Raw genomic sequence first — 15314 nt, 5'->3', positions numbered from 1 at the left:
TTTCCTTTCGAGACACAACGCGATCAGGCGCCGGTTGCCGCGCCGCCCATCGCCTTCACCAGCGCAATGCCGGCCCGCATCCGGTCGGTTTCGACCGCAAGAAATGCGCGCTGGGCTTCCAGCGCATCGGTCTGGGCAGTGACGACTTCCAGATAATCCGATGCGCCGTCGCGATAGCGGCTATAGGCGATCTTGCTGGTCCGCTCGGCCGCCTGCGCGGCGTCACGCTGGTCCACCGACTGGGCGGCGAGATGACGGCTGGCGGCGATCGCGTCCTCCGCCTGTCGGAAAGCGCCCAGCACCGTTTCGCGATAGGAAGCGGCCAGTTCGTCATATTCCGCGCGCGACATCTTGACTTGCGCGTTGCGTCGTCCACCATCGAACAGGGTGACGAGTGCCGACAACGGCCCAAGACCCCAGAAACTGTTGGGATTGCTCAGCAGGTCGCCGCGCGTCGTTTCCCATCCCCCGGTCAGCCCCAGCGTCAACGACGGGAAATAGGCCGCCCTGGCGACGCCGATCCGCGCGTTGGCGGCATAGATGCGCCGTTCGGCTGCCGCTATGTCGGGACGGCGCTGAAGCAGTTCCGACGGCGTGCCGGCCGGGATGGCGGGCATCTGCGGCAGCGCATCCTGCGAAGCGATGGAAAAGTCGGACGACAGTGCGCCGACCAGCGCCGCGATTTCATGCTCGGTCGCCGCCCGCTCGTTCGCCACGGCGGAAATCTGGGCACGCGCGTTGCTGAGCGTGGTCTTGGCCCGGTTGACGTCCATGCCCGACGCGATGCCGCCCTTCCGCCGCGTGGCGGTCAGATCATAGGCGCGGTCGAACGCCTCCACCGACTGGCGCAGCAAGGCGGCCTGCGCATCCAGCCCCCGCAGCCGGGCATAGGCGTCGGCGACGGCGGCCTGAAGGCTCAGTCGTGCCGACGCCAGATCCGCTTCGCTCGCCTGCGCGTCGGCGCGCGCGGCGGTCACGCTGTTGCGGATGCGACCCCAAAGGTCCAGTTCATAGTCGAGCGAACCGCCGACCACATAGTCGTTGTAAGTCACCGCATTGCCATTGCCCTGGAAGCGGTTGCCCGACACGCGGCGGCGGCTGGCGTCCGCGCCGGCGCTGATCGTGGGAACAAGGTCCGAAGCTTCGATCCGCGCGGCGGCGCGCGCCTGATCGTAGCGGGCGAGTGCGGCGGCCAGCGTCGGGCTGGCCTTTTCGGCGCGCATTTCCAGATCGTTCAGCACCGGATCGCCAAACGCTTCCCACCAGGCGCCGCGGGGTACGTCATCCATCGGCTGGGCGGCAGTCCAGCCGGCCACTTCCTTGAAGGCCGCTGGCGCTGCCGTTTCGGGCGGATGATAGTCCGGCGCCATCGAGCAGGCAGCCAGGAACATGGGCAGCAGCGCCGCGGCCCGGCGATCAACGCCCATTCGCAGCGTCCTTTCCACCGGCCGCCGCCGTCTGCACCTGGACCCGGTCGCCGGTGCGGATCGCGTCCGGCGGCGTGTCGATCACCCTGTCCTGCGCGGTGACGCCGCCCGAGATCTGGACGGTCGCCCCCTCGTCGCGCGCGATGGTGACAGGCTTCACGGTGACGCGGCCGTCCTGGCCGACCACGGCGACGGTCGGGCCGTCATTGCCATAGAGGATGGCGCTACCCGGCAGGCTCAGGGCATTGCCCTGACCCGCGCCGACCTGGAAGCGCACCTGTGCGAAGGCGCCGGGCTTCAGCGCGGCGTCGGGATTGGCCGCCTGCAATTGCACCAGAACCGCGCCCGACTGTGGGTCGATCGCGCCGGCGCTGCTCGTCATGGTGGCGTTGAAGGTGCGCCCTGGATATTCGGGCAGGGACAAGGTCGCCGTGGTTCCCGGCTTGACTGCGGCCGAATAACCCTGCGGCACGCGGACATAGATACGCACGCGATGGATGTCGGACACGGTGAAGAGCGGTTGGGCGGCGGCATTGCCCGCGACCACGAGCGCGCCGATCTGCGCCGAACGGCTGGTGACGACGCCGTCGAATGGCGCGGACAGGCGGGTAAAGCCTTGCAGCGCCTTCAAACGATTCACATTGGCGAGCGCCGCATTGGACACGGCGATCCGGGCGGCCAGATCGCCCGCCTTTTCGTCCGCTTCCTGTTGCGAGACGGCGTCTTCCTTCAGCATCGTCGCCCATCGCTTCGACGTGGTCGCCGCGAGCCGCTGGTTGGCGAGCGCGGTCTGATAATCGGCCTGGGCGGCGGCGAGTTGCTGATCGACATCGGGCGCGTCGAGGATCGCGAGCGGCTGGCCTGCGCCGACCCGGTCGCCGATATCGGCCAGCCAGCGGCGGACATAGCCATTGGTCCGCGCGTAGATGGCGGCGCTGTTGAAGGCCTGGACATTACCCGGCAGGACCAGCGCACTGCCCTCCGCATCGACCTTGGGCGCCACCACCGCGACGGTGGGCAGAGCCGCGTCCGCCGCCGTCTGGCGCAGTTCCTCGGTTGCGCTGATCCTTGAGATGACTCCGATCCCGACGATTGCGATCGCGATCACCGCGGCGCTGATCCCGACGCGCTTCAGTGTGCGGCTGTCCGGTCCCGTCGCGGCAGGGTTCTCGATGAGGGTGTTATGCTCAGACATGGCTCGGCTGCATTTCCGTAATGGGGGTCTTCTGGCCGTGCTTGCGATGGACAAGGGCGAAGACGGTGGGAACGAAGAAGAGGGTGGCGATCGTTGCGCAGATCAGGCCGCCGATGACCGCGCGGCCCAGCGGGGCGTTCTGTTCGCCGCCTTCGCCCAGGCCCAGCGCCATCGGACCCATGCCGATGATCATGGCAAGCGCGGTCATCAGCACGGGACGGAAACGGACCAGGCCGGCTTCCAGTGCGGCCTTGGTCGCGTCGCCCAGCTCGGCGAGCCGCTCGCGGGCGAAGCTCACCACGAGGATCGAATTCGCCGTCGCCACGCCCATGCACATGATCGCGCCCGTCAGCGCAGGCACCGACAGGGTCGTGCCGGTCATGAACAATATCCAGATGATGCCGGCGAGGGCTGCGGGGAGGGCGGTGATGATGACGAACGGATCGACCCAGCTCTGGAAATTGACCACGATCAGCAGGTAGATCAGCACCACCGCGGCGGCGAGGCCGAAGCCCAGGCCCGAAAAAGCGGTGTTCATCGTCGCATATTGGCCGCGGATGGTGACGGTCGCGCCCTTGGGCTGCGCCTTCTCCATCGACTTGATGATATTCTCGATATCGCCCGCAACCGCGCCAAGGTCGCGACCCTGAGTGGTGGCGAAGATATCGAGCACCGGCGCGATATTATAGTGGGACACGACCGGCAGGGTGTTCGACCGGACGATGGTGGCAAGCCCGCCCAGCGGCTGGACCGAGGTCGCATTGGCGCCTGACACGGGCACGTTGGACAGGTCGCTGAGCGATCCGACCAGATATTCCGGCGCCTGCGCGACGACCGGATATTGCACGCCATTTTCCGGGTTCACGAAAAAGACGGGTGCGGTCTGCGACGTGCCGGCGAGCTGGCTCGCCAGACTGGTGGTCACGTCGCGCTCGGTCAGGCCATATTGGCCGACGCGCGATCGGTCGACATCGACGTCCAGTTGCGGCGCGCGGCCGGGTTGCTGGATGCGCGCATCGGCAAGGCCGGGGATGGTCGCGATCCGCGCCAGCAGCTTCTGCGCATAGGCGCGGTTGGCTTCCGCATCCCTGCCCGCGATCTGGATGTCGATCGGGGCGGGCGCGCCGAAGTTCAGGATCTGGCTGGTGATGTCGGCGGGCAGGAAGGCGAAGGTCGTGCCGGGGAAGCGGCGCGGCATCTCGCGGCGCAGTTCGGCCACCAGCTGTTCGGTCGGACGGTGGCCATGATTGAGCGCGATCAGCATGTCGCCATCCTGCGGCCCGATCGTGCCGCTGTTGTTGTAGACGGTGTTGATGGAGCTGACCGGCAGGCCGATATTGTCCGTGATCGACCCGAGTTCGTCCGCCGGGATGATCTTGCGCACTTCCTGGCCGATGCGGTCGAAGCGGGCGGCGGTATCTTCGATCCGCGAGCCGACCGGCACGCGGATATGCATGGCGATCTGCCCGGAATCGACCGTGGGGAAAAAGTTGCTGCCCAGCATCGGCAGCAGGCCGAAGGACAGGATAACGATCCCCATGAAGCCCAGCAGGAAAGGCTTGCGCGCATTGAGCGCACGGTGGAGCAGCCCGACATAGCCGGTGCGGATCGTCTCGAACCGCGCCTCGAATCCGCGCTGGAAACGGACCAGCGGGTTGTGCGAGGTCGCGCTGCCGGCCATGTGGGCGTCACCATGTTCGACATGGGGCTTCAGCAGATACATGGCCAGCGTCGGGACCAGCGTGCGCGACAGGATGAAGGACGCAATCATCGCGAACACCACCGACAGCGCCATCGGCACGAACAGGAAGCCCGCGACCCCCGGCAGGAAAAACATCGGCACGAACACGATGCAGATGCAGAGCAAAGCGACGAAGGCCGGCGTCACGATCTGCGCCGCGCCGTCCAGGATCGCCTGGGTCACGCCCTTGCCCTGCTCCAGGTGCCAGTTGATATTCTCGATCGTCACCGTGGCGTCGTCGACCAGGATGCCGACAGCGAGCGCAAGGCCACCCAGCGTCATGACGTTGAGCGTCTGGCCGAAGACGGCGAGCGCCGCAATCGCGGCCAGGATCGCCAGCGGGATCGACAGGGCGATGATGACGGTGGAGCGCCAGCTGCCCAGGAACAGCAGGATCATCAGCGACGTCAGCGCCGCGGCGATGGCGCCTTCATGGACGACCCCCTCGACCGCCGCCTTCACGAACAGCGACTGGTCGCCGACGGGAAGGATCTTCAGGCTGTCCGGCAGGGTCGCCGCGATCCGGGGCAGCGCTTCCTTTACCCCGTCGACGATGGCCAGCGTCGAGGTCGAGCCATTTTTGAGCACGGTCAACAGGGCCGACCGGCTGCCTTCGACATGGACGATATTCTGCTGCGGCCCGTTGCCGTCTCGGACATAGGCGACGTCGCGCATATAGATGGTCGCGCCGTTCACCACCTTGACCGGCAGGTCGTTGAGCGCCGCGATCGAGGTGGGGGCGTTGTTCAGCCGCACGCTATATTGGGTCGCGCCCACCTTGACGAAGCCCGCCGGGTTGATCTGGTTCTGCGCGGCGATGGCGTTGCCCACATCCTGCGCCGACAGCCCCTTGGACTGGAGCGCCAGCGGATTGAGGTCGATCTGCACCTGCCGCTGCTTGCCGCCCGAGGGAAAGGGCATGGCAAGGCCCGGAATGGTGACGAGCTGCGGCCGGATCTGGTTCTGGCCCAGATCGAACAATTGCTGTTCCGACAATCCCTTGCCCGACAGGGCGAGTTGCAGGATCGGCACGGTCGACGCGCTGTAGTTCAGGATCAGCGGCGGGGTGATGCCCGGCGGCATCTGGCGCAGCACCGTCTGCGACACCGATGTCACCTGCGCCGTGGCGGTACGGATGTCGGCGCCGGGCTGAAAATAGATTTTCACGATGCCGATGCCCTGCAAGGACTGGCTTTCGATATGTTCGATATCGTTGACCGTCGTCGTCAGCACGCGCTCATAGGGACCGACGATGCGGTTTGCCATGTCCTCCGGCGCCAGACCGGCATATTGCCAGGCGACCGCCACGACCGGGATGCGGATGTTGGGGAACATGTCGACGGGCGTGCGGACGGCCGCAAGGATGCCGCCAATCGCGATCAGGATCGCCATAACGATGAAGGTCAAAGGACGGTTGAGGGCAACCTTGACGATACCGATCATCCACGACTCCGGGACGCGCCGGCGGAACCGCCGGAGTTGAAAATAATGATGCCTCTCCTGAAGGGATGTCCGTTGTTACCGCAATCATCCCGGCGGATAAAGCCGCTTGCCACGGCATGATCTGATGAATGTCATTCATGAATGTGACGATGGTCCGGGTCCGGCGGGCCACGGCATCAGGGGGGCGGATCGCGCGCGGCCTTCGGAACGACAGCGAACCACCGCCACATCCGGTTTCGCCATGCAACCTAGAATCTTCCGCGTCTAATATATAATATGGCATTATCGATAGCCTGGACGACTTGATTTATGGACCTGCGACATCTGCGCTATTTCCTGTGCGTGGCCGAGGAAATGCATTTCGGGCGTGCCGCCTTGCGACTGGGCATCTCGCAGCCGCCGCTCAGCCAGCAGATACGAGCGCTGGAGGAGGAATTGGGCGTGCAACTGTTCGAACGGACCAGCCGGCGGGTGTCGCTGACCGACGTGGGGCGGCTGTTCGTGCCGGAAGCGCGCGCCACGCTGGCGCAGGCGGAGCGGGCGGCGCAAACCGCGCGGCTCGCGCAGATGGGACAGATCGGCCAGCTGTCCCTGGGCTTTACCGCATCGGGACCATTCGTCCCGCGCGTTGCCCGCGCGCTCTATACATTTCGCCAGTCTTTTCCGAATGTCGAGCTGACCCTGCTGGAAATGGGGCGCGACGGGCAGATTGATGCGGTCGAGCGTCGGCAACTCGACGTGGCGATCGTCCGTTGCTTCGACCGGCCGTTCGTGACCGAGGGACTGGTTTCGATGCCGCTGATCGAGGAGGAAATGTTCCTGGCGATACGGCAGGATCATCGTCTGGCGCAGCAGGCGGAGGACCCGTCGATAGAGGATTTGAAGGACGAACCCCTCGTCCTCTACAGCGCCGTCATCGGCGCGGGTTTCAACGAGCATTTCTTTGACCTTTGCGAGCAGGCCGGTTTCCGGCCGAACATCGCGCAGGAGGCGGGCAGCCTTGCGACGTTGCTCGGTCTGGTGGCGGCCGGCTTTGGCGCGACGATATTGGCGCAGTCCTTGACGCGCCTGCATGTCGACAATCTGGCCTACAGGTCGCTGGCGACGCCGGTTGTCAGCCGCCTGTGGCTCGTCCATCGGGACGATTTATCGCCCACCTCGCAGGCGTTCAAGGCAACGATATTGGCCGCCGGCGACGCGAAGGAAACATCGCCGCCTGCGAAAATCCCTGCATAGCCCGACGCTCGGACCAGTTTGTTGACGCGAACAGGTCTGAAGCCGGCATGTCTATAACCTTATGGCATGGAAAGGTGCTTCATGCGCCCTTATCGTCATGGTCGGATGGTGGGATGTTGGCGGCTCGACACAGGAGCCGTCATGCCCAACGCCATCGCCACCGTTTCGCTCAGAGGCACGCTGGAGGAAAAGCTGCGCGCGGCCGCCGCGGCAGGGTTCGCCGGGGTCGAGATTTTCGAAAACGACCTGATCGGCTCGCCCCTGTCGCCGCGCGAGGTGCGCGGGATGCTGGGCGATCTCGGCCTTGCCTGTATGCTCTACCAGCCCTTTCGCGATTTCGAGGGGATGCCGGGGCATCTACGCCAGCGCGCGATGGACCGGGCGGAGCGCAAGTTCGACCTGATGGGCGAGCTTGGCGCGGACCGCATCCTCGTCTGCTCCAACTGTTCGCCCGTCTCGCTGGGCGAGCGCGAGCGCATCGTCGATGATTTCCGCGAACTGGGCGATCGCGCAGCAAAACGCGGCATTCTCGTCGGCTATGAGGCGCTGGCCTGGGGGCGCCATGTCTTCGACCATCGCGACGTCTGGTCGATCGTCGAGCAGGTCGATCATCCGAATATCGGCATCATCCTCGACAGCTATCATTCGCTGTCGCGCAAGATCCCGAGCGAGAGCATCCGCGCCATAAGCGGGAACAAGATCGTCTTCGTCCAGCTCGCCGACGCGCCGTTGCTCGACATGGACCTGCTCTATTGGAGCCGTCATTTCCGCAATCTGCCGGGGCAGGGCGGGCTGGATGTCGAGACCTATGTCGCGGAGATATTGCGCACCGGCTATGACGGGCCGCTGTCGCTGGAGATTTTCAACGACCGTTTCCGGTCCAACAGCGCGATGCTGGTGGCGGAGGATGGGCATCGCTCGCTCGACTATGTGCGGGACGCGGCCCGGCGGTTGCTGGGACGGGAAACGCGAATGCCCGCGCCGCAGCCGATGCTGGGCGCCGAATTCGTGGAGTTCACCGCCGATGGCGCCGGTTCCGCCCGGCTTGGCAGCATCTTCGCGTCGCTGGGCTTCACCCTGGCGGGCGAGCATCGGCAGAAGAAGGTGACGCGCTGGCGGCAGGGCGGCGTGAACCTCGTCATCAATGCCGAACCCAGGGGGTTCGCTTGCGCCTATCGCAGCGCCCATGGTCCCTCCATCTGCGCGATCGGCGTGCGGGTGAAGGACAAGGCTGCGGTGCTGGCGCGCGCGGCGGCGCTGGGGATCAAGGCCTATAGTCCCGAAGGCCGGCCCGGCCGCATGGCCATGCCGGCGCTGCGCGGCGTGGGCGGCAGCCTCGTCTATCTGATCGACGAGAATGAGGTGGAGGGGCTTTGGGCGCGGGAATTCGTGGCGCGCGATGTCGAGCCGGACGCGCCGGTCCACATGCGCGGCTTCGATCATCTGGCGGCCGTGGTGCATGAGGATGAATTCCTGTCTTGGCAGCTCTACTGGCGCGCGCTGTTCGGGCTGGAGGCGAAAGCAGCGCAGGACGTCATCGACCCGTCGGGCCTGGTCCATAGTCAGGCGCTCCAGTCGCCGGACGGGGCCTTCCGCGTGACGCTCAACGCCTCGGACGCGCGGGAGACCTTGTCTTCGCGCTTTCTGGAACAGGGTATTGGCGGCGGCTATCAGCATGTCGCGCTTGGCACCGACGATATCTTCGCCACGGCGCGGGCGCTGCGGGACGGCGGCGCGGCGATGCTGGCGATCCCAGCCAATTATCACGCGGATCTGGCGGCCCGCTTCGGCTTCGACGATGCGACGATCGCGCAGATGGCGGAACTGGGCATCCTCTACGACGAGGATGCCGACAGCAATGGCTATTGGCAGGTCTACAGCCGCGCCTTCGACAAGCTGTTCTTCTTCGAGATCGTCCAGCGTACACCCGGCTATACCGGCTATGGTGCGCCCAATGCCGGGGTTCGGCTGGCGGCGCAGAATAGGTTCCGGGACGAGCCGGTCGTGGACTGATGACCACGACCCTCCGCAATCACAGGATCAATTTCACCGTCAGCCCCGCCACGACCGCATCAGCATAGCGGCTCGTCGCACCCACGCGGTGGATATATTGCAGGTTCGGTCGCAACAGCAGGTCGCGCGTCGCCTGCCAGCCATAGAATATCTCTCCGCTGGCTTCCCATGTCTGCACGTCGACCGCCTGTCCCAGCGACTGCTGGTCGCGCTGGCGGTCGGAAATGCGCGGATTGACGCGGGCATAGACCAGCCCCAGGCCGAAATTATCCTTGGGCCGGCCGTCCCACAGCCCCCGTGCGACGAAGCCGCCGCTCAGGAACAGCGGCACGCGCGCGGTGTGCCGGTCCGACAGGGTGGCGGTGCCGAACAGCGACAGGCCACGATCGCCGGCGCCGAAGCGGACGATCATCTTTTCCGCCATCACCCAGGCGCTCCAACGCTCCTGCCGCATGGCCGGGGAAAGGCCGGATAGGACATAGCTGTCGCCATGGATGTCGTCGCGCACATCGGCGCGGTCGGTGGTGTCAACCAGAGCGCCGACACGCACCAGCCCCGGAAGCCCGCTTTCTTGCTGGCCGGATTTCCAACCCAGTTCGACCGGCAGCACGAAGCTGTCGAAGCGCGGCGCCAGTTGCCAGCCATTGCCGATCTGAGCGCGGATGCTGTTCACCTCGAACGCGGCGATGGTGACGCTCAGCCCCTTGGCGACCTCCTGCCGGGCGCGCACGCCCCAGCGGGGAATGGGAAAGCCCGAAAAGCCGCTATTGTAGAAGAGGGTCGTCGGACGCGGGCAGAAAGCGAAATTCTGGAACTGGCAGCCCGACGGCAAGGTCGCGAAATCGTCGCCCGTATGGTAGAGGCCGAACTTGAGCGCGGTCTTCCCGCCGTTCAGCTGCTGTTCGTAGCTCAGTTCGGCCGGACGCAGATCCTGCCCGCCGCCGAACAATTCCTGCACTTCGAACAGATTGCCGATACGGGTCGCGGTCAGATCCTCGCCCTTGCGATGGATGATGGTGGCGATGATCTTGCCGCCGGCCAGGCCGAAGGCCTTGCCGGTGTCGACCACGGCCGAGGCGAGCAATTGCTGTGTATAGGCCGCGCCCTGATCGCGCCCACCACTGATCGAGGCGGCGCTTTCCGACACGTAGGAGAAGGCGAGGGTAACGCCCCTGTCCTTCAGCTTGGTGCGCCAGCCGGGCTTTGCCATCGGCGCGGGGGGTGGGGTCTGCGGGCCGGCAGGCGGACCCTGCAGTTGCGGCGCTTCGCGGGCGGCGACCTGCACGGGCAGGATGATGGCGGGTGGAGCATCGGGGATCATGCGGCGGCGCTCCGCTTGGTGGCGCGATCGAATTCCGCTATCATGCGGCGATTGTCTGGTTCGGTGTCGGTGAACCGCGCGAAAGCGTGCGCCGCTTGCATCACCGCCATGCCGCCGCCATTGAGCGTGGCGCAGCCCTTGGCCGCCGCCGCTTCGAGTAAAGCAGTCTGGAGCGGGAAATAGATGATGTCCGATACCCACTGATCGGGCGTCAGCAGGTCGGGATCGAAGGGCAGGCCGGGATGGCTGAGCATACCGATGGGGGAGGCCTGGACCACGCCGTCGGCGCCTTCGATCGCTTCCCCCGCCGTGGCGGCGATGCCGACCTTCGCCATGGGGAAGAGGCGGCCAAGCCGATCCGCCAGCGTCTTCGCCCGGTCCTGCGCCGGATCGAAGATGATGAGCCGCTTCGCGCCCAGATGGAGATGGGCATAGCCCACCGCCGCCGCCGCGCCGCCCGCGCCGATCAAAGCGACCCGGCTGTGCGGGCGATCCCCCAACCCGGCAAGAAAATGCGCGCGATAGCCCGACCAGTCCGTATTTTCGCCATGGGCCTTGCCATAGCGGAACAGGATCGTGTTGACCGCCCCCAGCGCCCTGGCGGCGTCGGACAGGCTATCCATCAGCGGGATCACATCCTGCTTGAAGGGATGGGTGACGTTGAGGCCGTCAAAACCCATCGCCTGGAGAATCGGCAGCAGACGGGGCAGGTCGGCGGCGCCATAGTCCATCACCCCCCCATCGAGAATGCGGTAGACCATGGTCAGGCCGAGCGCCCGCGCTTCGGTTTCGTGCATGTCGGGGCTGCGCGATCCGGCGATGCCGCTGCCGATCAGTCCGCAGAGGATGGACGCGCGGGACCGGCCCGTATCGCGCACGGGATGCTGGAACATGGAAACGTCTTTCTTCCTAATATTGAATCAGTCGGCCTTGGGCAGGCGGATCATCGCGGCGCACAGGCCGGCGAGCACCACCGGCACCGCGAAGATGCCGAAGATCACCGGCAGCGACACTTTGGCCGCCAGCAGAAAGCCACCCAGCATCGGCCCGATCACCGCGCCGATCCGGCCCACGCCCATGGCCCAACCGATGCCGGTGCCGCGCGCTTCGGGCGGATAGAGGCTGGCCGCCAGTGGGTAACAGCCGTTGAAGCCGCCCTGCACGAACACGCCGATCAGGAAGGCGGTGGCCAGCGTCGCGACCAGCGGCATGGCGACCGATCCGAACACCACCAGTGCGGCGGCGGCCAGCACCATATAGGTCAGGATCAGCTTGCGCAGATCGAAGCGCATGGCCACCAGACCGATCGAGGAGGTGCCGAAAAAGGCGCCGATATTGTATATCGCCCCGGCATAGATGGCGTCCTTGGCCGGCAGGCCGGCCTCGACCGCCAGCTTGGGGATCCAACTGATCACGAAATAGAGCGTCATGAAGCTGAAGATGATCGCCAGCCACAGCAATATGGTGCTCGACGCGCGGCCGTCGCTCAGCAGGCCGCGGACGCCGGCATGATGGGCTGCACTCACATTTTGCGGCGGCAGCGCATCGAGGCGCGGCTGGCCGATCGATACGAGCAGGCGGTTCGCCTTGTCCAGCGCGCCCTTGGGCTGACGGCTGAGGAGGAAAGCGATGGATTCGGGCAGCAGCAGCCAGACCAGCGGAATGGCCACGGCGCACAGGATCGCCGCGCCCAGCAGCATCGCCTGCCAGCCATGGGTCGCCACCTGGCTGGCGACGACGAAGCCGGTGATGGTCGCACCGACCGGATAGCCGGCTTGCAGGAAGCCCACGGCAAAGGTGCGATGCTTCGCCGGCGCATATTCGGCGGTCAACGCGGCCATGCTGGCCAGCACCGTGCCGATGCCGATGCCGACGACGAAGCGGCTCGCGATCAGTTCGAAGATCGACGTCGCGATGCTGGACCCGAACATGGCCAGCGCCATCATGATGAGCGAGGCGAGGATCAGCTTGCGCCGGCCAAAGCGATCGGCAAGCGGGGCGATCAGTAGCCCGCCCGCCGCCATGCCGGCCAGGCCCGCGCTGAACACCACGCCCAGACTTTCGGGGCTGACCTGCCAGTCGGCGGACAGGGCAGGGGCGACATAGGACAGGATCAGCACGTCCATGCCGTCGAGCATGTTGAGGATGAAGCAGGTGGCGACGACCAGTATCTGGCGCGCGGTCCAGCGGGAATCCGAAGCAGGCGGGACGGCGTTATCCACGGTCACATAGGGCCGCACGGATACCGTGCCGGTGGGGGAATAGCTGGCCATGGAAACGCCTTTCATCCTCTCGGGGGCATGGCGCCCCTGCATTGCGAACCAGCCCGGCGGCCTGTCGGCTTCTATTCTGCGGGTATGCCTCCGTCCTCCTTTCCATGGGCAATTTCCACTAGAGGAATCTCGATCCTCTATGCTTTTATGTTATGCCTTGGGTGAACGCGGCAGGCCGAACAAGGCGGTCCGGGCGATCTCCTCAAACGTCTCGCCGATGATTGCGCGCGGCGATTCCAGATTGCGGTTGATATAGACCGGAAGGACGCCCGGGTCTTCAAATTCCAGAAAGCGAATGGTGTCGGCATGGGGCTGCATCGCGGTGAAGCTGTCGACCAGGGCGATGCCCATACCGTTGGCGACAAAGGCGACGGCGGTTTCTGCGAAGCGGATATAGGAGGCAATCTCCAACGCGCGTCCGGCGCGCGCGAACATCTCGGCGATGGCGCGGCCATGGGGGGTATCGGGACGGAAGGACTGCAATTGCTCGCCGGCGATGTCGGCGACGCTGATCCGTTCGCGCCCGGCGAGGGGATGACTGGCGGGCACCGCGCAGACCATGCGTCCGGCGCCGATCCGGCTCGACAATATGTTGGGATGGTCGATCGGAAAGACGCTCAACGCATAGTCGCCGCGTTGCAGCGCCAGATAGTCTGTCGCCTGCTCGACCGACAGGATGTCGAACTGGATCGTCAGACCGGGATAGTTGGCGGTGAGCCGCGCCAGCATCGGCGGCACGATCGAATGGCCGAGCGATGGGGAGGCGCCGACCCGGAACAGCCTGTCTTCGCCTTTGGCCAGGCGTTGGATGACATGGGAGAGGTCGTCGAACCCCTTGTAGATATGCTCGATCTCGTCGAACAGGATGCGCGCTTCCTGGGTCGGGACCAGCCGCCCGCGGGTGCGGTCGAACAGGCGGAAATGCAGCCTGTCCTCCATATGCGCCAGCATCCGGCTCAATCCGGGCTGCGACGTGCCCAACATGCGGGCGGCGCCGCTCACCGTCTTGGTGATCATCACCGCACGGAACATCTCAATCTGTCGAACGGTGAGCATGGGCCAGTCATCACCAAGCGAAGGGAAAAAATGGGGCTAGTCCATTGGGAGGCGATGAAACAACAGAAAAGGGCGTTCCGCTTCAGCGCGACCGACGCACGGGGTTGATGGTGAAGGCGCCCATCAGGGCCCTTTGGACGGGCCGGTGAGCATCTTGCCGCGGAATGGCCCTTCATTTCCGCGCCCTTTTCGGCTTAGCTGTGGACGTGAAATCCATGTCGAGGAGTTGATGCGTGACCATCCTGTTTGAACCGCAGGCGGCCATGATCGCCGCCACCAGCGAGGGCAGGGGCTTTCCCGTACGCCGCCTCTTTTGCATCGGCCGCAACTATGCCGCCCATGCCCGAGAGATGGGCAGGGACCCTGAGCGAGAAGCGCCCTTCTTCTTCACCAAATGGGCGGAAAATATTGTGCCGTCGGGAACCACCATCGCCTATCCGCCGGAAACGAGCAACTTTCACTATGAGGCCGAACTGGTCATCGCCATCGGCAAGGGCGGGCGCAATATCGCGGCGGCCGACGCGCTTGCCCATGTCTATGGCTATGCCGCCGGTCTTGATATGACGAGGCGCGACCTCCAGTTCGAGGCGCGCGAAAAGGGACGCCCCTGGGACGTCGCCAAAAATATCGAGCAGTCCGCGCCGCTGGGGCTGATCCATCCGGCCAGAGCAGTGGGTCATCTCTCGGCCGGCCGTATCGCCCTTACCGTCAACGGGCAGGTGAGGCAGGACGGCGATCTGGCGGAGATGATCTGGAATGTCGAGGAGGTTATCGCCTATGTCTCGCGCTTCTACCGGCTGGAGCCTGGCGACCTGATTTACACCGGCACGCCTGCGGGCGTTGGCGCAGTGGTGGAGGGGGACGAAATCATCGTGACAATTGAAGGCTTGAGTGATTGTGTCATCAAAATTGGGCCTGCCGCCAATGACTGAACCGGTCCTCCATGGCTATTTCCGGTCGACCGCAACCTATCGCGTGCGGATCGCCCTGAACCTCAAGGGTATCGCCTATGCCGATGCCATTCATCATCTGCGCATGGGAGAGCAGCGGACAGCCGACTATCTGGCGTTGAATCCGCAGGGTCTTGTGCCGGCGCTGGAGATGGAAGGCACGGTGCTGACACAGAGTCTTGCCATCTGTGAATATCTGGACGAGACGGTCGGCGGGCCTAAATTGCTGCCCGACGATCCGGTGCGCCGGGCCAAAGTCCGGGCCGCGGCGCAACTAATCGCCTGCGACATCCATCCGATTCAAAATCTTCGGGTTCTGGATCGTTTGCGGGCATTGGGCTTGGCCAAGGAAGAGGTTGCCGATTGGGCGAGGCAGGTGATCGATGAAGGGCTGGAGGCCTTGGACCGGCTGCTCGCCGATGAACAGGGGCCTTATTGCTTCGGCGATCAGGTGACGCTTGCGGACATCTGCCTGGTGCCGCAACTGGTCAATGCCCGTCGTTTCGGGGTGAACCTTCGCTGGCCAAGGCTGGAGGTCGTTGAGAGGACTTGCCTGACGCTGGACGCATTCAGCCGGGCGGCGCCACAGAATCAGCCTGACGCCGAATGATGGCGTCTCTTGCGGTTGGTTATTGGCGGACTGCGCACCTAAACTCCCA

The 15314-nt window shown here is 65.2% G+C and carries 11 protein-coding genes; 4 read left to right on the top strand and 7 right to left on the bottom strand.

The annotated features are described in order from the left end of the window. Positions 1-23: 23 nt before the first annotated feature. The 3 genes from AC58EF_RS07700 to AC58EF_RS07690 are packed head-to-tail and all read right to left on the bottom strand — an operon-like array spanning position 24 to position 5806. Complete coding sequence (locus AC58EF_RS07700; RefSeq protein ID WP_497275762.1) at positions 24-1427, bottom strand: efflux transporter outer membrane subunit; 1404 nt, start codon at positions 1425-1427, stop codon at positions 24-26. Beyond that, complete coding sequence (locus AC58EF_RS07695; RefSeq protein WP_497275760.1) at positions 1417-2622, bottom strand: efflux RND transporter periplasmic adaptor subunit; 1206 nt, start codon at positions 2620-2622, stop codon at positions 1417-1419. Before AC58EF_RS07695 ends, AC58EF_RS07700 begins: the two co-directional genes overlap by 11 nt. Further along, the gene (locus AC58EF_RS07690) at positions 2615-5806 is read right to left on the bottom strand and encodes an efflux RND transporter permease subunit (RefSeq protein WP_497275759.1); all 3192 of its coding nucleotides are present in this window, start codon (positions 5804-5806) and stop codon (positions 2615-2617) included. The genes AC58EF_RS07695 and AC58EF_RS07690 overlap by 8 nt, the downstream gene beginning before the upstream one ends. 309 nt (positions 5807-6115) lie before the next feature. On the opposite strand from AC58EF_RS07690, the gene AC58EF_RS07685 reads away from it, so the two are divergent. After that, positions 6116-7042 carry a LysR substrate-binding domain-containing protein gene (locus AC58EF_RS07685; RefSeq protein WP_497275758.1) on the top strand — a complete coding sequence of 309 codons (927 nt, stop codon included), beginning with the start codon at positions 6116-6118 and terminating at the stop codon, positions 7040-7042. A gap of 141 nt (positions 7043-7183) precedes the next feature. Beyond that, positions 7184-9055: a bifunctional sugar phosphate isomerase/epimerase/4-hydroxyphenylpyruvate dioxygenase family protein gene (locus AC58EF_RS07680; protein WP_497275757.1), complete on the top strand. Its 1872-nt coding sequence runs from the start codon at positions 7184-7186 to the stop codon at positions 9053-9055. A gap of 19 nt (positions 9056-9074) precedes the next feature. Here AC58EF_RS07680 and AC58EF_RS07675 read toward each other — a convergent pair whose 3' ends face one another. The 4 genes from AC58EF_RS07675 to AC58EF_RS07660 form a co-directional block, all read right to left on the bottom strand. After that, positions 9075-10376 carry a carbohydrate porin gene (locus AC58EF_RS07675; RefSeq protein WP_497275756.1) on the bottom strand — a complete coding sequence of 434 codons (1302 nt, stop codon included), beginning with the start codon at positions 10374-10376 and terminating at the stop codon, positions 9075-9077. Then, entirely contained in the window at positions 10373-11269 is an 897-nt protein-coding gene (locus AC58EF_RS07670; RefSeq protein ID WP_497275755.1) for a shikimate dehydrogenase, read from the bottom strand. The genes AC58EF_RS07675 and AC58EF_RS07670 overlap by 4 nt, the downstream gene beginning before the upstream one ends. A 27-nt stretch (positions 11270-11296) precedes the next feature. Next, positions 11297-12649, bottom strand: a complete 1353-nt coding sequence (locus AC58EF_RS07665) for an MFS transporter (RefSeq protein ID WP_497275754.1) — start codon at positions 12647-12649, stop codon at positions 11297-11299. Positions 12650-12799: 150 nt separating this feature from the next. Further along, positions 12800-13705: a LysR family transcriptional regulator gene (locus AC58EF_RS07660; RefSeq protein ID WP_497275753.1), complete on the bottom strand. Its 906-nt coding sequence runs from the start codon at positions 13703-13705 to the stop codon at positions 12800-12802. A gap of 233 nt (positions 13706-13938) precedes the next feature. Between AC58EF_RS07660 and AC58EF_RS07655 the strand changes: the two genes are divergently transcribed. After that, positions 13939-14637 carry a fumarylacetoacetate hydrolase family protein gene (locus AC58EF_RS07655; protein ID WP_497275752.1) on the top strand — a complete coding sequence of 233 codons (699 nt, stop codon included), beginning with the start codon at positions 13939-13941 and terminating at the stop codon, positions 14635-14637. Next, entirely contained in the window at positions 14630-15265 is a 636-nt protein-coding gene (gene maiA / locus AC58EF_RS07650) for a maleylacetoacetate isomerase (RefSeq protein ID WP_497275751.1), read from the top strand. The genes AC58EF_RS07655 and maiA overlap by 8 nt, the downstream gene beginning before the upstream one ends. Positions 15266-15314: the final 49 nt, after the last annotated feature.

This window comes from Sphingobium sp. WR1, from assembly GCF_059693745.1.
This window is presented reverse-complemented; position numbering and strand designations above follow the sequence as displayed.